This is a genomic window from Marivita hallyeonensis (assembly GCF_900129875.1).
Classification (GTDB): Bacteria; Pseudomonadota; Alphaproteobacteria; order Rhodobacterales; family Rhodobacteraceae; genus Marivita; species Marivita hallyeonensis.
The window spans coordinates 543759-569558 of sequence record NZ_FQXC01000003.1 but is presented as its reverse complement, the minus strand read 5'-3'; the positions used below and the strand labels follow the sequence as shown (position 1 = coordinate 569558).

At 59.8% G+C, this 25800-nt stretch carries 24 protein-coding genes; 11 read left to right on the top strand and 13 right to left on the bottom strand.

Annotated elements, in window-relative coordinates; translation table 11 throughout:
* Position 1 precedes the first annotated feature (1 nt).
* The 3 genes from BUA42_RS12130 to leuC all read right to left on the bottom strand — a co-directional run bounded on the left by BUA42_RS12130 (position 2) and on the right by leuC (position 3240).
* The gene (locus BUA42_RS12130; protein WP_245819002.1) at positions 2–823 is read right to left on the bottom strand and encodes a hypothetical protein; all 822 of its coding nucleotides are present in this window, start codon (positions 821–823) and stop codon (positions 2–4) included.
* Positions 824–1148: 325 nt separating this feature from the next.
* Positions 1149–1754, bottom strand: a complete 606-nt coding sequence (leuD, locus tag BUA42_RS12125; protein WP_072778134.1) for a 3-isopropylmalate dehydratase small subunit — start codon at positions 1752–1754, stop codon at positions 1149–1151.
* A gap of 82 nt (positions 1755–1836) precedes the next feature.
* Entirely contained in the window at positions 1837–3240 is a 1404-nt protein-coding gene (gene leuC, locus BUA42_RS12120) for a 3-isopropylmalate dehydratase large subunit (RefSeq protein ID WP_072778132.1), read from the bottom strand.
* Between the two features lie 275 nt (positions 3241–3515).
* Between leuC and BUA42_RS21450 the strand changes: the two genes are divergently transcribed.
* The 4 genes from BUA42_RS21450 to BUA42_RS12105 all read left to right on the top strand — a co-directional run bounded on the left by BUA42_RS21450 (position 3516) and on the right by BUA42_RS12105 (position 8237).
* On the top strand, positions 3516–3638 hold the full coding sequence (locus BUA42_RS21450) for a hypothetical protein (protein ID WP_281249786.1): 123 nt from the start codon (positions 3516–3518) through the stop codon (positions 3636–3638).
* 69 nt (positions 3639–3707) lie between these two features.
* Positions 3708–5042 (top strand): mechanosensitive ion channel family protein, encoded by a 1335-nt coding sequence (locus BUA42_RS12115; RefSeq protein WP_072778130.1) that lies wholly within the window; start codon positions 3708–3710, stop codon positions 5040–5042.
* Between the two features lie 69 nt (positions 5043–5111).
* Positions 5112–6290, top strand: a complete 1179-nt coding sequence (locus tag BUA42_RS12110; protein WP_072778129.1) for an acetyl-CoA C-acyltransferase family protein — start codon at positions 5112–5114, stop codon at positions 6288–6290.
* A 159-nt stretch (positions 6291–6449) separates the two neighbouring features.
* Complete coding sequence (locus BUA42_RS12105) at positions 6450–8237, top strand: ATP-binding protein (RefSeq protein ID WP_072778127.1); 1788 nt, start codon at positions 6450–6452, stop codon at positions 8235–8237.
* Here the strand turns inward: BUA42_RS12105 and yaaA are convergent.
* The 3 genes from yaaA to BUA42_RS12090 form a co-directional block, all read right to left on the bottom strand.
* Positions 8222–9001 carry a peroxide stress protein YaaA gene (yaaA, locus tag BUA42_RS12100; RefSeq protein WP_072778126.1) on the bottom strand — a complete coding sequence of 260 codons (780 nt, stop codon included), beginning with the start codon at positions 8999–9001 and terminating at the stop codon, positions 8222–8224. The two genes, BUA42_RS12105 and yaaA, sit on opposite strands and share 16 nt — an antisense overlap.
* Before the next feature lie 33 nt (positions 9002–9034).
* Entirely contained in the window at positions 9035–11077 is a 2043-nt protein-coding gene (recQ, locus tag BUA42_RS12095) for a DNA helicase RecQ (protein ID WP_143152682.1), read from the bottom strand.
* 132 nt (positions 11078–11209) lie between these two features.
* A complete protein-coding gene (locus BUA42_RS12090; protein ID WP_072778123.1) occupies positions 11210–11503 on the bottom strand; it encodes a YggT family protein in 294 nt (97 codons plus the stop codon).
* A 138-nt stretch (positions 11504–11641) separates the two neighbouring features.
* Here BUA42_RS12090 and BUA42_RS12085 point away from each other — a divergent pair, with 138 nt between their 5' ends.
* The 6 genes from BUA42_RS12085 to arfB all read left to right on the top strand — a co-directional run bounded on the left by BUA42_RS12085 (position 11642) and on the right by arfB (position 16755).
* Entirely contained in the window at positions 11642–12187 is a 546-nt protein-coding gene (locus BUA42_RS12085) for an acyl-CoA thioesterase (protein WP_072778122.1), read from the top strand.
* 51 nt (positions 12188–12238) lie between these two features.
* A complete protein-coding gene (locus BUA42_RS12080) occupies positions 12239–13579 on the top strand; it encodes an MFS transporter (protein WP_072778120.1) in 1341 nt (446 codons plus the stop codon).
* On the top strand, positions 13576–14502 hold the full coding sequence (mepA, locus tag BUA42_RS12075; RefSeq protein WP_072778119.1) for a penicillin-insensitive murein endopeptidase: 927 nt from the start codon (positions 13576–13578) through the stop codon (positions 14500–14502). The genes BUA42_RS12080 and mepA overlap by 4 nt, the downstream gene beginning before the upstream one ends.
* Positions 14503–14505: 3 nt before the next feature.
* Positions 14506–15351 (top strand): esterase-like activity of phytase family protein, encoded by an 846-nt coding sequence (locus BUA42_RS12070; RefSeq protein WP_084066204.1) that lies wholly within the window; start codon positions 14506–14508, stop codon positions 15349–15351.
* 92 nt (positions 15352–15443) lie between these two features.
* Entirely contained in the window at positions 15444–16073 is a 630-nt protein-coding gene (locus BUA42_RS12065; RefSeq protein WP_072778117.1) for a queuosine precursor transporter, read from the top strand.
* 259 nt (positions 16074–16332) lie between these two features.
* Positions 16333–16755 carry an alternative ribosome rescue aminoacyl-tRNA hydrolase ArfB gene (gene arfB / locus BUA42_RS12060; protein WP_072778116.1) on the top strand — a complete coding sequence of 141 codons (423 nt, stop codon included), beginning with the start codon at positions 16333–16335 and terminating at the stop codon, positions 16753–16755.
* A gap of 114 nt (positions 16756–16869) precedes the next feature.
* On the opposite strand, the gene BUA42_RS12055 is transcribed toward arfB, so the two are convergent.
* The 5 genes from BUA42_RS12055 to argH all read right to left on the bottom strand — a co-directional run bounded on the left by BUA42_RS12055 (position 16870) and on the right by argH (position 22769).
* Complete coding sequence (locus tag BUA42_RS12055) at positions 16870–19497, bottom strand: TIGR02302 family protein (RefSeq protein WP_072778115.1); 2628 nt, start codon at positions 19495–19497, stop codon at positions 16870–16872.
* A gap of 36 nt (positions 19498–19533) precedes the next feature.
* Positions 19534–20799 (bottom strand): diaminopimelate decarboxylase, encoded by a 1266-nt coding sequence (gene lysA / locus BUA42_RS12050; RefSeq protein ID WP_072778113.1) that lies wholly within the window; start codon positions 20797–20799, stop codon positions 19534–19536.
* Positions 20800–20890: 91 nt separating this feature from the next.
* Positions 20891–21208 carry a DUF2834 domain-containing protein gene (locus tag BUA42_RS12045; RefSeq protein ID WP_072778112.1) on the bottom strand — a complete coding sequence of 106 codons (318 nt, stop codon included), beginning with the start codon at positions 21206–21208 and terminating at the stop codon, positions 20891–20893.
* Positions 21208–21381: a hypothetical protein gene (locus BUA42_RS21175; protein ID WP_178346901.1), complete on the bottom strand. Its 174-nt coding sequence runs from the start codon at positions 21379–21381 to the stop codon at positions 21208–21210. Before BUA42_RS21175 ends, BUA42_RS12045 begins: the two co-directional genes overlap by 1 nt.
* Positions 21378–22769: an argininosuccinate lyase gene (gene argH, locus BUA42_RS12040; protein WP_072778111.1), complete on the bottom strand. Its 1392-nt coding sequence runs from the start codon at positions 22767–22769 to the stop codon at positions 21378–21380. Before argH ends, BUA42_RS21175 begins: the two co-directional genes overlap by 4 nt.
* Positions 22770–22791: 22 nt before the next feature.
* On the opposite strand from argH, the gene BUA42_RS12035 reads away from it, so the two are divergent.
* Entirely contained in the window at positions 22792–23358 is a 567-nt protein-coding gene (locus BUA42_RS12035) for a TlpA family protein disulfide reductase (protein WP_072778449.1), read from the top strand.
* A 452-nt stretch (positions 23359–23810) separates the two neighbouring features.
* Here BUA42_RS12035 and BUA42_RS12030 read toward each other — a convergent pair whose 3' ends face one another.
* The gene (locus BUA42_RS12030; protein WP_072778109.1) at positions 23811–25127 is read right to left on the bottom strand and encodes a UDP-glucose dehydrogenase family protein; all 1317 of its coding nucleotides are present in this window, start codon (positions 25125–25127) and stop codon (positions 23811–23813) included.
* A 134-nt stretch (positions 25128–25261) separates the two neighbouring features.
* Positions 25262–25702, bottom strand: coding sequence for a c-type cytochrome (locus BUA42_RS12025; RefSeq protein ID WP_072778108.1), 441 nt, complete (start codon positions 25700–25702; stop codon positions 25262–25264).
* Between the last annotated feature and the right edge of the window lie 98 nt (positions 25703–25800).

The window sequence follows — 25800 nt, the reverse complement described above, 5'->3', positions numbered from 1 at the left end:
ATCAGGCGATCTGGAAATCGTCTTCCTGGGCATAAGCGCGACGGCGCTTTTCCTCGATCAGGGTCGCAACCCGGAAAAGCGCGATACCACGCATCATCAGGGATAATGGCAAGAAGGCCCACGCGCTCATCACCCAAACCAGAACATCCGGCATCGCGAGCATCTCTGGATCGAAAGCGCCCATCCAGATGCGCAACAACGCCGGGATCAGGAATGGCAGGAGAAAGCCTAACGCAAGGTTAATGTGCGCGTCCCGCTTGAGACGGAACAGGACGTCTTTGCCCGAGGTCGGATCAAACAACGGCAGATTGATCCAGAAGTTGAACGCCTTCTTCCGGATCGGCCAAAAGATGAACCGCGCGTGAAGGTAGAACACGATCAAAACGATAAGCGACACGGCGAACAGAAGGCTTGCCATGCGGGTGATCGCGGTCACATCGAACAGGGTTGGCGCGTCCCCGAAGGCAATCGCCATCAACCGCACCGGTGAGAACGGGAAATCCAGAACGTCCATCGCATTGGACGCCAGGCTTTGCAAAAGCGTTGGCGTCGCCAGGAAGCCCCGTTCGCCATGTACGATCAGCATCGACCCGAAAAGAACGCACAGGAACAGCGCGATGAACCGCAATCGGTTGAACGGAGGCGCGTCGCGGAATTCGAGGAATGTGGGATACTCGCTGAAATATTCGGCAAAGGTCACCACCGCCGCGACAAGCGCGATCAGCGCAGCCATCTGCGCGGCGTCGCTTGACGTCGTGGTGAGGATGAGCGACGGAATCGCCACCAGCAACGCCATTAATAGCGCGCGCAAAGCTGATCCCATGATCCGCTTGACCACTCGATGCTTCCCTTCAACTTGGACGGACGCGATTCTATGCCGCTTCCTTGTTCCAAATTTGAGCCGCTGGTATGGCGGCCTGCCTCAATCTTGCCCCAATGTTGCCCAAGTTCTCAGGACGGCTCAACGGTCGAGGTGAGGCGACTCTCGGAAATACCTGATTTCGCTCAAAAACTGGTGCGCGATTACATCAAACCGCGTTTTGGAATGTGGCACGTTGTGTGGTTAACACCACATCTTGTGCGAAGAAAAAAACGAAAGCCGCCCGACATGGGCGGCTTTCTTCTCATGTTTCGAGAAACACTCTGTATCAGACCCAGGGCCGCGCTTGCGACGCCTGCGCTTCGAAAGAATCGATGGCGGCCGCTTTTTCCATGGTCAATCCGATGTCGTCCAGACCGTTCATCAGGCAATGCTTCTTGAAGCTGTCCACTTCGAACGAGAACGTCTCACCATCGGACGATGTGACTGTCTGGTTCTCCAGATCGACGGTCATCCGCGCGTTCGACCCTTTCTCGGCGTCCTTCATCAGGACGTCGACGGCCTCCCGAGGCAGCACGATCGGCAGAATGCCGTTTTTGAAGCAGTTGTTGAAAAAGATGTCCGCAAACGACGTCGAGATCACGGACCTGATCCCGAAATCCTTGAGCGCCCAGGGTGCATGCTCTCGCGATGAACCACAGCCAAAATTGTCACCCGCCACCAGGATCTCGGCCTCGCGGTACTGCGGCTTGTTCAGCACGAAGTCCGGTATCTCGTTGCCATCGTCGTCGTAGCGCATCTCGTCAAACAGATTCACACCCAAACCGGAGCGTTTGATCGTTTTCAGGAATTGCTTGGGGATGATCATATCGGTGTCGATATTCACAAGCGGCATGGGTGCCGCGATCCCCGTGAGTTTTTCGAATTTGTCCATCGTCTCTATCCTTTGGTGCCGACGCTTGTTGAGACTGTGGCTCTCCTTGCGAGGAAAGCCATCAGGCTTGACGAGCTGCCGGTCACATCATGTCCCGCACATCAGTCAATTTCCCGGTCACCGCCGCTGCCGCCGCCATTGCAGGCGACATAAGATGCGTGCGCCCGCCCCGGCCCTGCCGGCCCTCGAAATTGCGGTTCGACGTCGCCGCGCAGCGCTCTCCCGGCTGAAGCTGATCGGGGTTCATGGCAAGGCACATGGAACAGCCCGCAAGCCGCCATTCGAACCCGGCTTCCTTGAAGATATCCGCGAGCCCTTCTTCCTCGGCCTGAGCACGTACAAGGCCAGAGCCCGGTACCACCATCGCGCGTTTCACGGCAATCTTCTTGCCCTTGAGGATCTCCGCCGCTGCGCGCAGGTCTTCGATACGGCCGTTTGTGCAGGACCCGATGAACACTGTATCGATCTCGATATCCGACAGCTTCTGGCCGGGGGTCAGCCCCATGTAATCGAGCGACCGCTGCGCCGCGCCGACCTTGCCACCTTCAAAGCTTTCGGCCGCTGGAACCTCGGCAGTAATCGGCAGCACGTCCTCGGGCGACGTGCCCCATGTGACGACGGGCGCAATGTCTTCGCCCTTGATCGTGACAACCTTGTCCCAATGCGCGTCGTCATCGGAATAGAGTGTCTTCCACCAGTTCAGAGCCGCTTCCCACTGCGCACCTTTGGGCGCGTGCGGGCGGCCTTTGACGTATTCAAACGTCTTCTCGTCTGGCGCGATCAGGCCAGCGCGCGCGCCGCCTTCAATCGCCATGTTGCAGACGGTCATTCGACCTTCCATCGACAGATCGCGGATCGCTTCACCGCAATACTCGATCACGTATCCGGTGCCACCCGCTGTCCCGGTTTCCCCGATCACGGACAAGGTGATGTCCTTGGCCGTCACACCCGGACGCAGTTTGCCGGTGATCTCGACCTTCATGTTCTTGGACTTCTTCTGGATCAACGTCTGCGTCGCAAGAACGTGCTCAACTTCGGACGTGCCGATGCCGTGTGCCAGCGCCCCAAAGGCACCATGGGTCGCCGTGTGAGAGTCACCGCAAACCACGGTCATCCCGGGCAGCGTCCAGCCCTGTTCAGGGCCGACAATGTGTACGATGCCCTGACGCACGTCAGACACGGGGTAGTAGTGAATACCGAAATCCTTGGCGTTCTTGTCGAGCGCCGCCACCTGAATGGCGCTGTCTTCGGTCATGTTCTTCGGATCTTCGCGGCCCGGCGTGGTCGGTACGTTATGGTCCGGCACGGCGATCGTCTTGTCCGGTGCGCGGACGGACCGGCCCGCCATGCGCAGACCTTCGAATGCCTGCGGGCTGGTCACCTCGTGGACGAGGTGGCGGTCGATATACAAAAGGCAGGTGCCATCGTCGGCTTCGTGCGCGACATGGGCATCCCAGATCTTATCATAGAGCGTTTTGGGGGACATCGGTCCTCTCCCTTACAGCTTGGCAATGTCAGTGGTGTGGTCAGGCGTGTTCAATCGCAGGCGAATAGCCGTGCGAGGACAGTGTGCGTGGCCCCGAAGAACCGTTCGCGCAAACGAGCACGATCATCCATGTCGAAAACCATTTCCATGCCGTGGGGTGTACATCATCGGTCCCCAACGCCGCAAGAGCGGCAAATGACCCTCGCAGACGCTCGAACCATTCGCAACTGATCCAAATATCCGCTCGGCCCGTAACAGTACGTGCGAGGGATATTATGCTGACGAAATTGAACATCTTGAACTTGGGTCTGATCGCTGTCTTGGCGGCAGGTTTGCTTGTGCACACCGCTGGCGCAGAAACGAAGATCGCGCCGCTGGATATCGAACTGCCGTTCTGATCAGTGTAAGCGGTTGCGCTCGACCAAGAGCAGTGCAACGCTGCGCAAACGCTGTGGGCCGGGCAAGTCATGGATCCTGACGTCGTTTCGACAGAAAACCTGACCGAAGTCACGCTTGACCTTTTCACATGGGTCGAGGCGTTCGTCACGAACCTGCTGCGCCCGTGGAACGCCTATCAGCTGCTGATCGCCCTCAGCGTTTTTATGCTGGCCTTTATCATCTCGGCCTTTGTCAAGCCGCGGATGCACGACTGGATGCGGACCCGGGAAGGCTGGCCGAAGTGGCGCATGCGCGCGCTCGTCGTCTTTCATCGTCGGCTACGGATGGTGCTCTTTGTCGCGCTGATCTGGCTGACCGTTTTCGTCATGCGCGAAATCACATGGCCGTCGCGATCCTACCTGCTGGCCATCATCGCAAACCTCGCCACGGCTTGGCTCATCATCGCCTTCGCGACGCGACTGATCAAAAACGCACTTCTGCGCGGAATCGTGCGCTACGGAGCCTGGATATGGGTTACACTGTCGATCACCGGGCTGGCGGACGAGACGCAGGCCCTTCTTGACAGTGCGGCCATTTCCTTTGGTGAAACGCGGCTCTCGCTATGGCTGGTGCTACAGGCGATTGTCATAGTCGCGACGCTCCTCACGGTCGCACGCCTTGTCAGCAGCACCACCGCAGCCACGATTCGCCGCAACGAAGATATCTCGCCCTCGATGCAGGTGCTGGCGATCAAGTTCCTGCAAGTCCTGCTCTTCGGTGCGGCCTTTTTCCTTGGCCTGCGGATTGTCGGCGTCGACCTGACCGGGCTTGCGGTTCTGTCCGGCGCCATCGGTGTCGGTCTTGGTTTTGGTCTGCAAAAGGTCGTGTCGAACCTCGTCTCAGGCATCATCATCCTGCTCGACAAGTCGATCAAACCGGGCGACGTGATCTCGCTCGGCGATACGTTCGGATGGATCAATTCGCTGGGCGCGCGATACGTGAGCGTGGTCACACGCGACGGCAAGGAATACCTGATTCCGAACGAAGACCTCATCACCGGGCAGGTGGTGAACTGGTCGCACTCGAACGAATTTGTCCGTTTGGACATTTATTTCGGGACGGCCTATGCCGACGATCCGCACAAGGTGCGCGAGATTGCGATCAACGCCGCGAAATCCGTCGACAGGGTGCTCAGCTTCAAACCTCCGGTGTGCCATGTCGTTGGCTTTGGCGATAGCTCGGTCGACTACATTCTGCGTTTCTGGATCCGCGATCCAACGGGTGGACTGACCAATATTCGCGGCAATGTTTACCTCGCTCTCTGGGATGCATTTCAGGAGCACGGCATCTCCATTCCGTTCCCTCAGCGCGAAGTCAAAGTGCTCGACGGCTCGCGGCTTGAGACGACGTCCCTGCCGGACTGACGGCACGTTGCGGCTGACACTGTCGCACGGCTGGCTCATACTGCGCGCAACAGACTTAGGGAGGCCCACATGGCAGACGATATCGTACTTCTCGACGGCGCACGCACAGCAATTGGAACTTTCGGCGGCTCACTTGCCGCCACACCGCCAATTGAACTTGGTACAGTGGCCGCAAAGGCGGCGCTGGAGCGGTCTGGGGTCGAGGGTGGCCAGATCGGGCATGTCGTCTTTGGTCATGTCATCAACACCGAACCGCGCGACATGTACCTCAGCCGCGTGGCCGCCATGCAGGCGGGCGTTCCCGACACGACGCCCGCGATGAACGTGAACCGTCTTTGCGGTTCTGGCGCGCAGGCCATCGTTTCCGCGATCCAGTCTCTGATGCTCGGCGATGCGGATTTCGCACTTGCCGGTGGGGCCGAGTCGATGAGCCGCTCGCCATTCATCATTCCGGACCAGCGCTGGGGCGCGAAAATGGGTGACATCCGCACGCTCGACATGATGCTGGGCGCGCTGAACTGCCCGTTCGGCACCGGGCATATGGGCGTAACGGCCGAGAACGTGGCGGCCGAGCATGACATCAGTCGTGACGCGCAGGACGCCTTTGCTCTGGAAAGCCAGAATCGTGCGGCAAAGGCTATCGAAGAGGGACGCTTTGCAAGCCAGATCGTGCCGGTCGAAGTTAAGATGAAGCGCGAAATGGTGCAGTTTGACACCGACGAGCACCCCAAGGCGACGACGATGGACGCGCTCGCAGGACTCAAGACCGTATTCCAAAAAGACGGCACCGTGACCGCTGGCAATGCGTCCGGCATCAACGACGGCGCTGCGGCGGTGGTGCTTGCGCGTGCGTCCGCGGCGGAAAGCGCCGGTTTGAAACCCAAGGCGCGTATCCTCGGCTACGCCCATGCCGGCGTTCGGCCCGAAGTCATGGGGATCGGTCCCGTTCCAGCGGTCGAAAACCTGATGAAACGCACCGGCCTTTCGATCACCGATTTCGACGTGATCGAATCGAACGAAGCCTTCGCCGCGCAAGCCTTGGCAGTCAACAAGGGGCTTGGCATCGACCCTGCAAAAGTAAACCCGAATGGCGGTGCGATTGCTCTGGGGCATCCGGTCGGCGCGACGGGCGCGATCATCACCGTGAAGGCGCTTTACGAACTTCACCGTATCGGAGGCAAAAAGGCGTTGATCACCATGTGCATCGGCGGTGGGCAAGGCATCGCCTTGGCGATTGAGGCTTTGTAAGCTTCTATTTTGAAACGCAAAAGCTGCCCTCTTCCGAGGCGGTGTTACCCATGGAATGTTGCTTGCCTGTTCCATGGAAAAGCCGCCTCAACCTGTTTCGGTTAATCGCTTTTTCACCCTGTTATCCGAAAGTCCGCTCGCACCGGGACGGAGACTTGGATGAGCCTTGCCAATAAACTGGCCGACGAACGCCGCGCGCGGCTGGCGGCGGAGCGTCTGCTGGAACTGAAACAGGCCGAACTTTTCGCGGCCAATCGAAAGCTTGGCACCCGGGCACAACAGCTCAGCAACGAGATTGTGGAAACCCGCGCCGAAGTCGCAATGGTGCGTGGCGAAAACCAGCGGGTTAAGACCGAGCTTGGCGTCGCCAACGAAAAGATCCAGATCGCCGAACGCCGCCTCTGGCACTCGATCGAAACCATTCAGGACGGTTTTGCTTTCTTCGATGCCGATAATCGGATGATCGTGGCGAACCGCGCCTACCTGGCTGTCTTCGAGGATCTGGAAGAGGTGCAACCCGGCATCACCTATCCGCGCATCCTGCAATTGCTGACCGAAGAAGGCATCGTGAACATCGGCGATGAACCCCCGGCGGACTGGCGCGCACGGATGCAGGATCGCTGGCAGCAGGACGTGCCGGAACCGATGGAAATACAGCTCTGGAACGGGGAACATGTGCGGATCTTCGACCGGCGCGGTCCCACCGGCGACGTGGTCAGCCTTGCGCTCAACATTACCGCCAGCGTCCGCTACGAGGAACAGCTTAGAGAGGCACGCGAACGAGCCGAATCCGCGAACCGCGCGAAGTCGGCCTTCCTCGCGAACATGAGTCACGAGATTCGGACACCAATGAACGGTGTCGTCGGAATGGCGGACCTGCTGACCGAAACTGATCTCGACAGCGAACAGCGCCTCTTCGTTGATACCATCAAGAACTCGGGTGAGGCGCTTTTGGTCATCATCAACGACGTTCTCGACTACTCAAAGATCGACGCGGACAAGCTGGTCTTGCATCCCGAACCCTTCGATCTTGAAAAGACGCTGCACGAGGTGGTGATGCTTTTGCAGCCCACCGCGCGGGCCAAGGGACTGACGCTGGAAGTCGACTACGACACATTCCTGCCGACACACTTCGTAGCCGATCCGGGACGCGTTCGCCAAATCATCACAAACCTCATGGGAAACGCCGTGAAGTTCACGCTGGAGGGCGGGGTCTTGCTGCGTGTTGTGGGTGCGCCAACAGCAGAAGGAAAGACAGCCCTGCACATCACGGTCGAAGACACCGGCATCGGCATCGCTGCGGACAAGATCGACCACGTTTTCGGTGAATTCAATCAAGTCGAGGATGACCGCAACCGGCAGTTCGAAGGCACCGGCCTGGGCCTAGCCATCACCAAACGTTTGGTCGAGATGATGGGGGGTGAGATATGGGTCACATCCAAGGAAGGTGAAGGAAGCTGCTTTGGCGTGAAGCTCACCCTCTCACAGGAGGATGCGGTTCAATCCCTGTTGGAACCCGAAGAACCCGCAAAGTCCGATGATCAGACGACATCATCAAAGACCATCCCGAAGGTTCTTCTGGCCGAGGACAACAAGACCAATCAGATGGTGTTCGGCAAAATGGTCGGCAGCCTGAACATTGACCTTCGCACAGCCAATGACGGGTTCGAGGCCGTCGCAGCTTTTGAGGCGGATCGCCCTGACGTCATTTTCATGGACATCTCGATGCCCGGTATGGACGGCAAAGAGGCCACCGCAAAAATCCGAGAGATGGAAGGCGACGGCCCACAGGTCCCGATCATCGCGGTGACGGCACACGCCATGGATGGCGACCGGGACATGATCCTTCGGGCGGGTCTGACCGACTATCTCACCAAACCGCTCAGGAAGGCAGCGCTGCTTCAGAAGCTCGAATTCTACTGCCCGGATAGTCAGGCGGCGTCGTAAGGGCGCACGAAAACCGGCTTGTCGGCCTCTGACAGGTCCTCGCGATAGGCGTAGCCGCCCAGATCGAAATCCGGAATACCCTCGGCGTCTGTCAGGCGCTTCTGGATGATGAACCGTGCCATCGCGCCGCGGGCTTTCTTGGCAAAGAAGCTGATGATCTTCGGACCTTTGCCATCACCCTTGTCTTCCATGAAGGCGGGCGTGACGACGCGCAGACCCAACGCCTTTGGCGGAACCGCGCCGAAGTATTCCTGGCTCGCACAGTTGATGAGCGTATCGGTCCCCAGATCGTGCGCTTCGCGCTTGAGTTCCTTCGCGATCTGATTGCGCCAGTAATCATACAGATTTCCGCCGCGACGGGTCTTCAGGCGGCTTCCCATTTCAAGGCGATATTCCTGGATGCCGTCGAGGGGACGCAAAAGCCCGTAGAGCCCGGATAAGATGCGCAAGTGATCCTGCGCCCAGCGCATCTCGTCCTCGTCCAGCGTTTCGGCTTCCAGGCCCTGATAGGTGTCGCCCGCAAAAGCCAGCGCGGCGGGGCGCAATTCATCCGGTGCAGGCGCTTCTTCGAATTCGCGGAACCGGTCACGGTTGAGCTTGGCAAGATCATCACTCAGATCCATCAGCGACTTGAGGTTGCCAAGCGTCAGGTTGCGTGCAGTCTTGGCCAGACGATTGGCGTCGTCCAGAAACACTGGCGTGGTCATGGCAACATCACGTACGGACCAGTCAAGACGTTTGGCCGGAGAAATCACGACAAGCATGGCAGCACCTCTGGATTGATGATCCCGGTGGATTTAGTCCGCCGCACGCAGGACGTCCAGAAACCTCTCGGCAAAGCGCTCTGCCCGGCGGTCACCGATGATCCGCGCGATGCCGTCCGTGTCGCGCGGTTTGGTCTGCGCGAGCTTCGCCAATTGCCCTGCATCGCAGGACATCGGTTTCAGCGTACCGCACGCACCCCGAACAAGCGCTGCCTGCCCGTCGAGCAGCGCATCGTAGATCCCGCCCGCGCCCTTCCCGGCCAGCTTGCGTCGCGCGGGATGCGCGGCGGGCACGTCGCCAGCGATGATCTCCAGAAACGCGCGCCCATATCTTTCAAGCTTCTTCGCACCGACCCCATTGATGCGCGCCATATCGTCAAGCGTCTGCGGCCGCGCCTCGGCCATCTCGATCAATGTGCGGTCCGGGAAAATGACGTAAGCCGGAACCGATTGTTCTTCGGCCAGCGCGCGGCGCTTCGCCTTGAGTGCGGAAAGCAGCGGCGCGTCTTCGTCACTCACCAGCGTACGGACTTTCGGACGGCGCTCACTTGCCGCTTCGATACTGTCTTTTCGAAGCTGGATTGACTTATCTCCGCGCAATATGGGCCGCGCTGCCTCTGTCATGACCAAGGCACCATGCCGTTCGGCGTCAGGGCGCATTAGGTCATGGCCCATTATTTGCCGGAACACCGCCTGCCATTCCCCCCGCTTGAGGTCTTTGCCCACGCCGAAGGTCGGCAGCGTGTCATGGCTGCGCTGAAGCACCTTTTCGGTCTTCGTGCCCAAAAGCACGTCGATCAGATGCCCGGCACCAAAGCTTTCCCCGGTGCGCAGCGCAGCAGAGAGCGCTTTACGAACGGCCTCTGTCGCATCGAACACTTCGGCCGGTTTATCGCAAAGATCGCAATTGCCGCAGCTCACCTCGGCTTCCCCAAAGTAGCCAAGCAGTGTTTTGCGGCGGCACTCCAGCGCTTCGGCAAGTCCCAGCAGGGCATTCAGACGCCCGTGATCGGCATGGCGGCGCTCTGGCGGGGCAAGGCCTTCATCGATCTGTGATCGGCGCAGGCGAATGTCATCCCCACCATAGAGCGTCAGCGTTTCGGCTGGTGCGCCATCACGCCCAGCGCGGCCGATTTCCTGATAGTAGGCTTCGATGGATTTCGGCAGGTCCGCATGTGCCACCCATCGAATGTCAGGCTTGTCCACACCCATGCCAAAGGCAACCGTGGCGACGACGATCAGCCCGTCTTCGGTTGCGAACCGCGCTTCAACGACGCGGCGTTGTTCTGCCTCCATCCCGCCGTGATAGGCGCATGCGGAATGTCCCTCGGCGACAAGAGCCTGTGCCAGCGTCTCGGTCTTCGCGCGCGTGCCACAATAAATGATGCCGGATTGCCCTTTGCGCGCTGCGGCGAAGGATATGATCTGTTGCCGCGGCTTGTTTTTGGGCGCGAACATCAGGTGAATATTCGGCCGGTCGAACCCCCGCAGGAAGGAGCGTGGCGATTGCCCGTCAAAAAGCCGCGTGACGATTTCGTCCTGCGTTTCGGCATCGGCAGTCGCGGTGAAGGCGGCCAAAGGCACGTCGAGTGCGCGGCGCAACTCGCCAATCCGAAGATAATCAGGGCGAAAGTCGTGGCCCCATTGGCTAACGCAATGCGCCTCGTCGACCGCGATCAACGATACACCGGCTTGTTGGAGCATCCGCTGCGTCCCGCCAGAGGCAAGGCGTTCCGGCGCAAGGTAGAGCAGCTTGAGATCACCGGAATGCAGCATATCCCAAACGGCGTCGTTTTCTTCTTCGGTGTTGGCCGAAGTCAGCGCGCCCGCCGCGACGCCCGCTTCGCGCAGTCCGCGCACCTGATCGCGCATCAATGCAATGAGCGGCGAAATGACAACGGTCACGCCGGGGCGGACAAGCGCGGGCAGCTGGAAACACAGCGACTTGCCACCGCCGGTCGGCATGATCGCCAACACGTTCTCCCCACGCGACACGGCATCCACGATCTCGGCCTGGCCGGGACGGAAGCTGTCGAATCCAAAAATGTCGCGCAGAATGGTATCTGCGTCGGACATGTCGCGGGGCATGGGTGACCTGTCAGGTTCTACTATATCTGCTCTTATTCTGACAGTCTCACACTAAGGATGCGTGAACAAGCCTCTCGCACCTTGATGACCGGACAATTCCGATGGACCGACATGCCGAGGTCAGAACCCGTAGAAGAACCCGGCGTTGTTCTGGAGAATGATACGAAGAATGTAGACACCGATAAGCGCGACCAGCGGGGCAAGGTCGATCCCTGACATCGGTGGCAGGATGCGCCGAAGGGGCCGGTACAAAGGCTCTGTGACGCGATTCAGCGCATCCCAGATTTGTGCGACGATCTGTTGGCGCAGGTTGAGCACCTGAAAATTGATCAGCCAGCTCATGATCACATGCGCGATGATAAAGAACCACACAATGTCGAGAAGCAGCATGAGGATCTGGTAGAGCGATTGCATCGGTCGGACTTTCCTTTGTGGTTCGCACGCACAGAGGTAGGCGCAACACGACCCGAGAACAAGTCAGCGAAGTTGCCGCGAGGTCGCGGTTGACGTGATTGTCCGTAACGTCAACTAAGGGCACAGGAGGTGACGCCCATGTACCCGTTTCTTCGTATGGCCCACAGCCTCTGGCAGGCACGCAAGGCTCCGGCATCCGGACCGTTTGACACATATGTCTCGCATCATCGCTGCTGGCCATGGGATATCGACATGTGGATGGAGCTGAACAACGGTCGGACCCTGACGCTCTACGATCTTGGGCGCATTCCCCTCGCGCAGGTCAACGGCCTGCTTGGTGTCGTGCGGCGCGAAGGCTGGGGCCTGACCATGGCGGGCGTTGTCGTACGCTACCGCCGCCGCATCCGTACGTTTGAGAGCTTCGAGATGCGCAGCCGACTGCTGTGTTGGGATCACCGGTTTTTCTACCTCGAACAAACCATGTGGAAGACAAACGGCGAGTGCGCCAATCACGCGGTCTACCGCGCGGCGGTGACAGATCGGAACGGGATCGTCGCATCGGAGCGCGTTGTCGAAGCCATGTGTCTGACCGGGATGACATCACCCGAAATGCCCAAATGGGTGGCACACTGGCTAGAGGCCGAAGACGCCCGACCGTGGCCTCCAATGCAGGACGCCACCTGACGCTTGCCGCCTCTTCATTTCACGACCATAACGCCTTCAGGGAGATACTGAATGGCGGATGGTTCACTGCGCAAACGCATCTGGGGATGGTTTTTTTTCGATTGGGCGAGCCAGCCGTACAACACTCTTCTCATCACCTTTATCTTCGCCCCTTACGTGAAAGAACTGGTGGGCGATGGGACCGCTGCCCAATCGGCTTGGGGGTTCGGGATTGGCACCGCAGGACTTGTCATCGCGCTTCTTGCCCCTGTACTTGGCGCGTTGGCGGACACCGGGGGCAACCGACTTCGCTGGATCTGGCTGTTTTCGCTGATGTACGTGGTCGGATCTGCAGGGCTCTGGTTCGCGGTCCCCGGTGATTTCAGCCTGATCCTGATCTTGACCTTTTTCGCGATCGGCATGATCGGGATGGAATTCGCAACCACGTTCACCAATTCCATGCTACCGGATCTTGGCACACGAGAGGAAATCGGGCGCATTTCGGGGAACGGTTGGGCGTTCGGCTATCTCGGCGGTCTGGTCGCTCTGGTCATCATGCTCGCCTTCTTTGCCGACAACGCCGAAACTGGACAAACGCTTCTGGGTCTGGAACCTGCGCTGGGATTGAATGCCGAGATGCGCGAAGGCACGCGCTTTGTCGGACCCCTGACAGCGCTTTGGTTCGCCGTTTTCATGATCCCGTTCTTCCTGTTCGTGCGCGATCCGCGCCGAAAAGCGGCCCCTGCAGGTGCGGTAAAACGTGCGCTCACCGACTTGCGCCAGACCCTTCGCGCGCTACCGCAAAACAGATCTCTTTTCGCCTATCTTGGTTCTTCGATGTTTTATCGCGACGCACTGAACGGCATGTACGCGTTCGGCGGCATTTACGCAGCAGGCGTCTTGGGTTGGTCGGTGCAGAATGTGGGCATCTTCGGCATCATCGCCATCATCACCGGCGCAGTTGCGGCTTGGCTCGGTGGCATGGCCGATGCGCGGTTCGGGCCGAAGCCGGTGATCGTGGCCTGCATCCTTGCGCTGACCCTGGTCGGCATCAGTATCGTCCTGATCTCGCGTGAGACCATGTTCGGGGTTCCGATCCCGGCAGGATCAGCCCTGCCGGATATTGCTTTCTACGTCATCGGGGCCGTGATCGGCGCGGCTGGCGGCGTCATCCAATCGGCAAGTCGGACCATGATGGTGCGGCAAGCAAACCCGGACCGCATGACCGAGGCGTTCGGTCTTTATGCACTTGCAGGCAAAGCGACCAGTTTTTTGGCACCGCTCCTGATCGGGATCACGACCTATGCCACGGGTTCACAGCAATTGGGGGTCAGCCCCGTGATTGGGCTTTTCCTGATCGGCCTTGTGTTGTTAGTCTGGGTCAAACCAAACGGGCAGCAGGCAGTGGCATGAAACGAGTTTTCTTGGCTTTGGGACTGGTGGCCGCGTTGGCCGCCTGTGGTGACGGCGGCGGCGCACAGAACGGAGGCGACACCGCCTCTGCAGAAACGCTGCGTGCCGCCGGAATCATCAGTACACGGCAGGCAAAGCAGTTGTTCGGCAATGTCCCCAACGCATCGCGCCAAGCCCCGGCCGCTATCGGCGGGTACGCCAAGGGGTGCATGGCCGGGGGCGTAGAACTGGCCGAGACAGGGCCAACCTGGCAAGCCATGCGGCTGTCCCGGAACCGCAACTGGGCGCTACCGACCACGGTGGATTTCGTACAGGACCTGTCGCGCATCGCGGCCCGACAGCCCGGGTGGAACGGGCTCTATGTTGGAGACATGCAGCAACCGCGTGGCGGCCCGATGCTGACCGGGCATCGCAGCCACCAAAGTGGGCTTGATGCCGATATCTGGATGCGCCCGGCCGATCGGCTGAACCTGACCCGGACAGAGCGCGAGAATATCTCTTCCATCTCGATGCGGCGCGCGAACGGAGCGTTCGTGAACAGCAGCTGGACACAGGCGCATCGCAACATCCTGAAAGCCGCAGCGCAGGATCCGCGGGTCGATCGCATCTTTGTGTTTCCCGGCGCCAAGGTCGACATGTGCAAGGCCGAAACCGGCGACCGCAGCTACCTGCGCAAAATCCGGCCGTGGTGGGGGCATCACTACCATTTCCACGTGCGCTTGAGCTGCCCGCGCGGCATGCGCGGATGCGTGTCGCAGGACCCTGTGCCACGCGGTGACGGCTGCGCCGATGCAGAGCGTTGGGTGAACAACATCCTCAACCCGCCGCCGCCCGATCCGAATGCGCCACCGCCGCGCCCTCGACGTGAACTGACAATGGCGGATCTGCCTGCGCAGTGTTCGGCTGTTCTTGCGGCAAACTGACTTGTGACTGCCGAGACTGCTCGCGGGACACAAAACCCAGCTGCGCGGTTTCTGTCGTCTTACCTCTGGACCAAGGATCAGGACGACTTTGGCGGGTATTCGGCGATTTCGCTTTCGCCGGATGGCGCATCATTCCTCATGCTCAGCGACCGGGCACATGTGATCGAAGGCACCATCCTCAGGCATGGCGAGCGGATTCTCGGCGTGCGCAGCAAAGCGATGTCGCCGCTGGATTTTTCGGACAGTTTGTTCGAGGAAGAACCAATCCGAGACACCGAAGGGCTTGCCCGCGACACGTCGGGCGGAATCTTCGTGTCCTTAGAGTCGGACAACCGAATTTTGCATCTGACAGCCGATGGCACTTGGTCTCTCTTGCCGGAGTACGCGGGCCTCGCCGGATTGCCGTCGAACAAGGGTGTCGAGGCCTTGGCCGTTGGATCTGACGGTGCGCTTTTCGCGGTGCCGGAAACATCGGCGGGTTTGATACAACCATTTCCGGTCTTTCGGTATCGGGAAGGGATCGGTTGGGACACCCCATTCGAGATTTCGCGCGGACCCGGATTGTTGCCGGTTGGTGCGGATTTCGATCCGATGGGGCGGTTGTACTTGCTGGAACGAGGGTTCAGCGGCTTTGGTTTCTTCAGTCGGGTGCGCCGGTTTGATCTGCTCGATGGTCCTGTTCTTGAGGGGGAGACTCTGCTGGAAACGAAACAGCGTCGCCACGACAACCTCGAAGGGTTGTCGATCTGGCAAGCCGAAACCGGAGAATTGCGGATCACGATGGTGTCTGACGACAACTTCAGCCGCTTCCAGAAAACCGAAATCGTGGAATACGCGATCAGCAATTAGCTTGTGCGTGTCGTTTTGTCGCTTTATGCGTCCGGCCATTCCCACCGTTCCGGGAATCAAGTCCCCGCAACCTTGGAAAAACGGGAGCCGACATGGACCGCTCACACATTCCCGGCATTCTTGCCATGGCCATCATCGTGGTGGCGTCGAACATTCTTGTACAGTTCCTCTTCGGAAACTGGCTCACCTGGGGGGCGTTCACGTATCCTCTGGCCTTCCTCGTCACCGACCTCATGAACCGGCTTTACGGACCCGGTCCCGCGCGGCAGGTGGTGTTCGCAGGTTTCGTCGTCGGTGTGTTCTGCTCTTTGGTCGGCACGCAGATCATGGGCGAGTTCGGCCCGCTGGTGACCTTCCGCATCGCAATGGCTTCGGGCATCGCCTTTCTGACGGCGCAACTGCTGGATGTGGCGATCTTTGACCGGATGCGCGAAGGCACCTGGTGGCGTGCGCCTCTGGCGTCGACGCTGATCGGCGCGACAGTCGACACCGCCTTGTTCTTCAGCATCGCGTTCTCGGCGTCTTTGACATTCCTGGAGCCGGAGAACGATGTGTCATGGGCCGGTGAAATCCTGCCGATGCTGGGTCTTGGACCCGAGGTTCCGCTGTGGGTGTCGCTGGCTGTCGCGGACTGGATGGTGAAGATCGCACTGGCGCTGATCGCACTGGTGCCGTTTCGACTCATCGTTTTGCGATTTCGCGGAAACGCTGCAGTCTCGTAAAGATTCTTCTTGCAGTTATCAAAAACCGTGCCACGCTGAAGGTGCGTTTTTAACAGCTGAAAGGAGGTGATCCAGTGTCGAGAGAGGTATTGGAGAGAGGTGTCGGAACAGTTCGGGAGGCACACATCTAGGGCAGCCCCTGGGTGTTGAACCCACTGAATTGGTAGGAACCTAACCGGGACCCACCTCCTTAAGTCTCGAAGGGTCGCCGCATCGGCGACCCTTTTTGATTGTCTCATACAGCGCTAAGTGACCGGACATGATCCGCATTTCCGACACCATCACCATCGAAGACTGGGAACTGACCGAACAGTTTATCCGCGCCTCCGGGCCGGGTGGTCAGAACGTCAACAAGGTCTCTACTGCCGTAGAGTTGCGCTTTGAGGCAGAACGGTCGCCGAACCTGCCTGGCCCCGTCAAGTCGCGCCTGAGGCGGATCGCGGGGCGGAAATGGACCAAGGAAGGTGCATTGGTGTTGCAGGTGGACGAGACACGCTCCCAAGCGCGTAACCGCGACATTGCGCGGGATCGGTTGAAGGACATGATCATTCAGGCGCTGCGCCCGCCAAAGCGGCGCATTCCGACGAAACCCACCCTTGGGTCAAAGAAGCGCCGGTTGAAGGCTAAGAAAGTGCGCGGCGAAGTGAAAGCGCTGCGCGGGAAGGTCGATCCCGGCACGTGATTTGAATATCGAATTGGCTGCGCCAATCCGATCTGCTGGGGGCTCTGCCCCCAGACCCCCGGGATATTTCTAAACCGAAGAAACCAAGATACCGTCTTGGCCGCGACAGTTCGCTTAGAAACGATCCAAGAGACGTTCAAGATATTCAAGCTCTTGCTCGGGGCGTTCGCCCTCACCAGAGCGACGGCGGATTTCGTCGAGAAGTTCGCGCGCACGGCGGTAGACGTCTTCGCCCTGTAGCAGATTCTCGTTCGACCCAATCTGGCCATTCGTCCCGACATTGCGACCCAGCGGGTCGCGCTGCTGACCGGGGTCGGCTCCGTCGGCAAGGCCTTGCTGGCCCTGCCCCTGCTGTTGCTGCTGCGCCATCGCTTCACCAAGGTTCCGCATGCCTTCTCGGAGCGCTTCCATGGCCTCTGACTGGTTGTCGATGGCACCGGCCAGATCGTTTTCGCGCAACGCCTCCTCGGCGCCTTCCATCGCGCCTTCTGCACGACCGAGCGCGTCTCGGGCAGCGTCGCCGGCTTCGGTGCCTGCACCGGGAAGGTTCTGGGACTGGCGATTCAGTTCCTGACGCAAGGCGCGTTGACGGTCGGCGAGACTGTCTTCCAGACTTTGACCCTGACCATTCTGGCCCTGTCCCGGTTGTTGGCCTTGCTGGCCCTGCTGACCGTTCTGCCCTTGCTGGCCTTCGCCCTGTTGGCCTGGCTGCTGCCCCGGCTGTTGGCCCTCGCCCTGTTGCTGACCCGGTTGCTGGCCCTGCTGTTGGCCGGGATTAAACTGCTCCTGCAGATCGCGGAACGCCTGATCGGACAGGCCCTGCTGCTCGCGCAGCGTCTCAGCGAGGCCCTCCATCGCCTGTTCGCCCGGTGACTGACCCTGCTGACCCTGACCTTGGGTGACCTGCATATTCTCCATCATCTGGCGCAGCTGTTCGAGCGCTTCCTGCGCTTCGGCCATGCGGCCCTGTTCCATGAGCTCTTGAATGCGATCCATCATCTCCTGCAGATCGCTCTGGCTCATTTCCATCATGTTCTGGTTCTGCGTCATCTCCTGATCGGGATTCTGCTCGGCCTCCTGTTGGGCCTGCCGTGACAGTTGACGGAGGTAGTCATCGGTGGCCTGCCGCAACTCTTGCATCAGCTCGGCAATTTCCTGATCGGACGCGCCGTTGCGCATCGCTTCGGACAGGCGGTCTTGCGCGCGCTGCAGGCGTTCCAGCGCATCTTCGAGGTCGCCTTCCTCAAGACGAATGGCAAGGTCCCACATGGCTTGCGCAATCTCTGCCTGCTGGTCGTCTGTCATCCGTACCTGAGACAGCGCCTCCACACGACGCAGGATCGCCCTTAGCCGCAGGTAGTCGGTGCCGGAGCGGAACACGTCGTCCGGGCGGTGCGAAATCGCCCGCAAAAGCAGCGAAATGTCGCCCACATTGTCACGGTTCCACAAAAGGGAGCGGCGCAGATCGATCACTGCCGCCGCCATCGGATCAAAGAACCGGCGCCCGGGCAAAGTGATCACTTCGGTCGCGGCCTGTCCGCTCTGGTCGGCCTCGTCGGTCACCGTCAGGTCGAGCGACACCGGTAGATTGGCCCAAGGGTGCTCTGAGAAATTGTCGACAAGCGTTTCCGTGAATTCGGACCGGTCGCCTGCGATCGGCATGGGCAACGGCAATTCGATTACCGCGCGCGGTTCGGGGTCGATCCGCAGACCGTATCGACGATCAACGTCCTCCAGAGCAAGCTCGATCCGGGCGAAACCATCGGCGACGGAATAGTCGTCACTGGCAGTGAAGGGGATTTGTGCCTCACCTTCATAACTTACCTCGATATCGCCATCGCGCATCACTTCGGGCGCACGGTCCGGTGTGGCGACCACTTCCCAGTACCGTCCGCCGGGTCCTTCGATCTCGATACTGCCGGAGCGGACAACCTCGAATTCCTGCGCGGTCTGGATCGACGCCTCGATCACTTCCTCCGCCGTCGCGGTGGGCGACACACGGTTCGAGAGAGTTTCATTCACGCTCAGCGCGCCGACTTCTCCGTAAAAACGTAGTGTCACACGACTGCCTACGGGCGTTTCGAGTCGGGATGCGTCGATGTCGTTCAGATATATGGACGGCAGACCGGTGTAATGCGGCGGTTCCAGCCAGCCTTCCCATGTCGGGCCGGACGCCAGATCAAGACCCCGTGGGCCCATCGCCGAGACCGATTGCACACGCAAGACCGAGCCAAAAACAACCGCCACAAGCAAAGACAGAAGCGCCACGTACCTTAGCGCGAAGGGATCCGCCTTGGACACACGCAGGTCCGGCTCGGCGGCTTTCGCCTCTTTGAGCCGCGCCGTCATGCGTGTCTGGTGCGCTTTCCAGACGGCAAGCGATGCCTCATCGTCGGCACCGATCGCCTGACTGTCCATGGCCGCCAGAATCGGATTGCCCGGCATCGTCGCATCCAGACGCGCCAAGGCGGCAGATTGTGTTGGCCATGAGAAGCGACGCACGCCGCGCACCAGTGCCCACAGTGCTCCAACGCCGAACGCCGCGAGGATCGCCCAGACAGCTTCGGTCGAAAGGTAATCCTGCAAACCCATCATCAGGAAGGCGAGAGCGGCAAAAACGACTGACCACAAAGGCCAGAAGGCACGCACGATCGTCTCAGCCCCCATGCCGAGACGCGTCAAGGCAAGCGGCCATTTGATGGCGCTGTTTATCTCGTTGGGCAGGTCATCCCGTGCGGTCATTCCAGTCTCCCGGCGTGCGGACCGCAAGGAGATGCCTCACAGCCATGGCGGAATGGTATCTCGGTTTATGATTTCGTCAAAGTCGGGGCGGTGCCGAATGACGGCGAATTGATCACCTTTTGCCAAAACTTCGGGCACAAGTGGTCGCGTGTTGTATTCGCTGGCCATGACGGCCCCATAAGCACCGGCCGACCGGAAGGCCACAAGCGCGCCATCCTTCAACGGCGGCATCATACGATTCTTGGCAAATGTATCGCCGGATTCGCAGACCGGCCCGACGATGTCATAGGGCTGATACTCGATACCTGCCTCGGGTTCGACCACCGGGACGATGTCGTGATACGCATCGTACATCGCGGGGCGGATAAGATCATTCATCGCCCCGTCGAGGATCAGGAACTGACGACCTTCTCCCTGCTTCACATAGATCACGCGACTGACGAGGATACCGGCATTGCCTGCGATCAGGCGGCCGGGTTCGATCTCGATCTCGCAGCCAAGATGCCCCACCGTGCGTTTGATCAGCGCACCATAATCCGATGGCAGCGGCGGCGCCTCGTTGGACCGGGTGTAGGGGATGCCCAGACCGCCGCCCAGATCCAGACGCTTGATCGTGTGCCCATCGGCACGAAGTTGCTCTGTCAGCTCGGCAACCTTCTGGTACGCCAGCTCATATGGGGCCAGATCGGTCAGTTGCGATCCGATATGGACGTCGATTCCGATCACTTCGATCCCCGGCAGCGCCGCAGCCTCTGCATAGACCTCGCGCGCTTTGGCAATCGGAATGCCGAACTTGTTCTCAGACTTGCCAGTCGCGATCTTCTCGTGCGTCTTGGCATCCACATCCGGATTCACACGCACGGTGATCGGTGCAGTTTTGCCCAGGGCCGCCGCGACCTCAGATAGGATGCGCAATTCGGGCTCGCTCTCGACGTTGAACTGACGAATGCCGCCTTCCAGCGCCTGCCGGATCTCGGCCCGGGTTTTACCGACACCGGAAAACACGATCTTGTCGCCCGGTACGCCTGCGGCCTTGGCCCGCGCGTATTCACCACCCGACACCACATCCATGCCTGCACCCAACTCGGCAAGAGTGCGCAGAATCGCCTGGTTCGACGCCGCCTTCATCGCGTAGCAGACCATGTGGTCCATACCGGAGAGCGCCTCGTCGAAAAGCTGGTAATGGCGCGTCAGCGTTGCTGTGGAATAGAGGTAGAACGGCGTTCCGACAGCTGCGGCAACATCCGCAATGCGCACGTCTTCCGCAAAAAGCTCACCATCGCGATAGAGAAAATGATCCAAGACCGCCTCCAGAACAGACCGCGCCGCAGTAGCGCATGGGATGGCGTCACGCCACCCTCCGAATCTTCTTTTCAGAAATACGCCGATCCCGTCAGTCGATCGGGCGCGACCGCAGGTACAGGTAGAGCGGCAAGCCGCAGCTGACACCGATACAATAGGTCGCCGGTATCGCAAACAGGGCGGACCAGTTTCGTCGCACCGCGACTTCGGCAATGATCCAGATCGTCAGCGTGATCGCCGCGATGGTCAGGTCCCAGGTAAGGCCGGTGGTGGAGTCGTTGACGTACCATGCATCGATCAGCGCCCCGAGGCTCCAGTCGTTCGCAGCGAGGTAGGACATGAAGTAGTACATCGGGTGCACCGCGCCCCAGATGGCGAGCCCAAGGTAGATCCAGCGCATGAACGACATCAGAACCCAACTCCAACCGTTACCGGCCCGGACTGCACGGTCACGCCGGTCGAGGTTTTGATCCCGTCAGAGCCGACAGTCACGGTCGAATTGACTGATGGTCGGACCGGGTCCCCATCCGCACCGCAGGCGGCCAATGCGAAAAGCGAAGCGATGAGCGATGCGCGGATCATCCAAGCGTCTCCTTCCACCGTGCGATCTGTTCTCGCACCCGCACCGGCGCCGTGCCGCCAAAACTGGTACGGCTTGCAACCGAGTTATGCACACCAAGAACGTCGAACACAGCTTCGCTGATCCCGTCATGGACCGACTGCATGTCCGCAAGGCTCAAATCCGGCAAATCGCATCCTTTCTGTTCCGCCATCGCCACCAAAGACCCGGTGACATGATGCGCGTCCCGGAAGGGTAGGTCGAGTTCGCGGACAAGCCAGTCAGCAAGGTCCGTAGCGGTCGAAAACCCGGCTGAGGCTGCCGCTTCCAAAACTTGGGTGTTGGCCGACATGTCCTTGACCATGCCCTCCATCGCAGCAAGCGCGAGCATCCAGTTGTCGGCGGCATCGAAGACCTGCTCTTTGTCTTCCTGCATGTCCTTGGAATAGGCGAGCGGAAGACCTTTCATCACCGTCATCAGCGCGACATTGGCCCCGAAGATGCGCCCGATCTTCGCGCGGATCAGTTCGGCCGCATCCGGGTTCTTTTTCTGCGGCATGATCGACGATCCGGTTGAGAACCGATCCGATAGCGTGACAAAGCGGAACTGGGCCGACGACCAGATCACCAACTCTTCTGCCATACGAGACAAGTGCATGGCACTGATGCTTGCGACAGACAGGAATTCCAGCGCGAAGTCGCGGTCGCTGACCGCGTCGAGGCTGTTCGCCATCGGGCGGTCAAAACCCAGCGCTTTTGCCGTCATGTCCCGGTCAATCGGGAAAGATGTTCCGGCAAGTGCTGCCGCACCCAGCGGAGACTCGTTCATCCGCCGGCGTGCATCCTCCACCCGGCTCAGATCGCGCGCGAACATCTCGACATAAGCCATCATGTGATGGCCCCACGTCACGGGCTGCGCGGTTTGCAGGTGGGTGAATCCGGGCATGACCCAGTCGGCTCCCGCCTCGGCCTGGGCCAGCAAAGCCCGGATGAGGGCTGTTAGGCCCGAAGATGCGGTATCCAGTTGATCCCGCACCCAAAGGCGGAAATCCGTTGCCACCTGATCGTTGCGCGACCGACCCGTGTGCAAGCGACCGGCCGGTTCTCCGATGATCTCTTTCAGGCGCGCTTCGACATTCATGTGAATGTCTTCCAGCGCAGTCGAGAAAACGAATTGGCCTGTTTCAATCTCTGACAATACGGTGAGCAAGCCTTCCCGCATCGCCTCTGCATCGCTAGGTGTCACTATACCCTGCGCGGCAAGCATTGCGGCGTGGGCCCTCGACCCGGCGATGTCCTGTGCCGCCATGCGTTTGTCGAACCCGATCGAGGCGTTGATTGCCTCCATGATCGCATCGGGCCCGGCGGCGAAACGGCCACCCCACATTTGGTTCGAGGATTTGTCGGACATGTCTTACCCCTTCGGAGGGAAAATGAAGAAAACGCTTGCCGCCATCCTCTATACGGGCCTCGTGACGCTTGCAAATCCGGCTCTGGCCGACCTCTCTGCGGCCGAGGCGATGCGCCAAGGGGACATGAAGAAGCTGACATTCCACAGCGAAGCGCAACAGGCTGGCACGGCCGAATTCACGACATTCGAAGGCGAACCTGTGTCATTGGCCGACTACCACGGAAAGTGGGTCCTTCTGAATTTCTGGGCCACATGGTGCGCGCCCTGCCGCAAGGAAATGCCTATGCTGTCCGAACTTCAGACAGAGTTCGGCGGCGAAGATTTCGAGGTGGTGACAATCGCGACCGGACGGAACCCGCCCCCGGCGATGAAAACATTCTTCGACGAAATCGGCGTTGGAAATCTGCCGCTGCATCGCGACCCGAAATCGGGCCTTGCGCGCGAGATGGGTGTGCTCGGCTTGCCGATCACTGTCATTCTGAACCCCGAAGGCCAGGAAGTCGCCCGTTTGCGCGGGGATGCAGACTGGGCGTCCGACAACGCCAAAGCCATCCTCAGAACTATTCTGGGACGCCCCACATCAGGCTAATCGTCTGGTCGGCTTTCGCAGGAACTCTTGTGCGGCCCCCGCCGCAAGAAACTGGCACGCAGCACTTCACCTCGGATCGGAGTTGTAGCTGCAAAGTCGCGCCCCCGCGCGTGCCATCATGTTTCAGACAAGAGCTCCTGCGTCGCAGCGAACGAAAGGTCGTGCATCTGTGTTCCGAGAAACCCGGCATCCGTGAGCAAAGAGAGAGATTGGACGTGGTCAGAGACCAAACGCATGACCTTCACCTGTGTTCGAGCCCCCGCCCGACATGTCTCTCTTTGTCAGAAATGTGGCGAACCACCGAGCACTTTGCCATCTTTTAGCCAGATTTCGCACGGCCCGATGACAATCAAATCACGCCGTCCAGACTGTCGCAGAAGGTGACGGAATACTGCCGCAATCGACGCTTGTAGCGCTAAAAGTTATGTCATCGGGTCGAGAATCGGACCCGATCAGGCGTACCCTGTTCGACCGATGCTCTCATACGCCTTGAAACCGGCATCCCGCGCCACGGCGGAATTGTAGATGTTCCGCAGATCGGCTAGGGCCGCATGGTTCATGGACGATGCAATCTGGGCCAGATCAAGCGCCCGGAACTCGTTCCACTCTGTCAGGATCACCAGCAGGTCCGCATTTTTGGCTGCCGCGTACGGATCCTCGTTCCAGGTCACACCGGGCAAGAGCGCTTCGCCCTCGTTCTGGCCTTGCGGATCGCACACACGAACCTTGGCACCGCCACCAACGAGTGCCGGAATGATCGTCAGTGACGGGGCATCGCGCATATCGTCTGTGTTGGGTTTGAAGGTCACGCCGAGCACTGCGATGGTTTTGTCGATGAAAGACCCATCACAGAGGTCCTGCAACTTGTCGATCATCCGGCGCTTGATGCTCTCATTCACCGAAATCACAGTCTCCGTGATGTGCATCGGGCAGGAATGGTCTTGTCCGATCCGGGCAAGCGCCTTGGTGTCCTTGGGAAAGCAGGATCCGCCGTAACCGGGTCCGGCATGGAGGAACTTGTTGCCAATACGGTTGTCCATGCCCATGCCTTTGGACACCTGCTTCACGTCCGCGCCGACTTTCTCGCACAGAGCTGCGATTTCGTTGATGAACGTGATTTTCGTCGCCAGAAAGGCGTTCGCCGCATATTTAATCATCTCGGCGGATTCGAGATCGGTCGTGACGATCGGGAAATCCCGCAAGTACAGCGGTCGGTAGATCTCGGACATCACCTGTGCGGCACGGTCTGTCTCAACACCAACGACGACGCGGTCTGGCTTCATGAAATCGTCGATCGCCGCGCCTTCGCGGAGGAATTCCGGATTTGATGCCACGTCGAAATCCAGATCAGGATTGGCCGCTGCCACGACCTCTCTCACCTTGCGATTGGTCCCCACAGGCACGGTCGATTTGGTGATAATCACCATGTAATCCGTCGCCGCCTTGGCGATTTCTTCCGCGGCGGCCATGACGTAGGTGAGATCCGCATGCCCATCCCCACGGCGCGTGGGCGTTCCAACGGCGATGAAAACGGCCTCTGCACCGTCCAGGGCCACGGACAGATCGCGGGTGAATGCCAGGCGACCGGCATCGACGTTCTTGGCCATAAGGCTACCCAGCCCCGGCTCATAGATCGGAACCTCACCGCGCTCCAGCATATCGATCTTGCGCTGGTCCTTGTCGACACACACCACGTTGTGGCCAAAATCCGAGAAACACACCCCAGAGACGAGACCCACATATCCGGTCCCAATCATCGCAATCTTCATTCTACCGCCCTTTGCTTGCTGGGCCTGTTTTGCGTTTGCCGCTGAGCGTGGTCAACTCTGTTGCCGCACACCGGGCAAAAGAAAAGGGCGTGCTGTGGCAGCACGCCCTTCTCTGAACTGTCTTGGGCCAGTGATCAGGAACCGGAGTCCGGACCAACCGACACGAGATAGGCGTAGACATCTTCCATGCCCGACCGCAACCGGTAGGACATCTTGGACCGTGCGCCATCATCCTCGAGGTACTCACGCAGGAAACCGCGCGGGTCCTGAACGTAGGCCACAAACGTCTCTTCGTCCCAAACGAGACCGGCTTCCCCAGCCGCGACAAGGCTGTCACCGTAGCGGAAATCCTCAACGCTGCCGGCCTGACGACCGATGATGCCGTAGAGGTTCGGGCCGGTGCGGCCGCCCTTGACGATTTCGGTTCCGTCATCGGCCACGATCATGTGGCACGACTTGCATTTATTGAATTCGGTTTCGCCGGCAGCAGCGTCACCGGACCCTGCGTGGCTCTCCGCGAACGCCGCGCCAGCGAGTGTCAAAGTAGCGGCGGCGGTTGCGATCATAAGCTTCATGTCGAACTCCCTTTTCGTGTTCGGATGCACACTATCGCACAGTCTCCCCATAAACCAATGGGAATTCCAAACGTTCGACACCACCTAACTGCGATGAC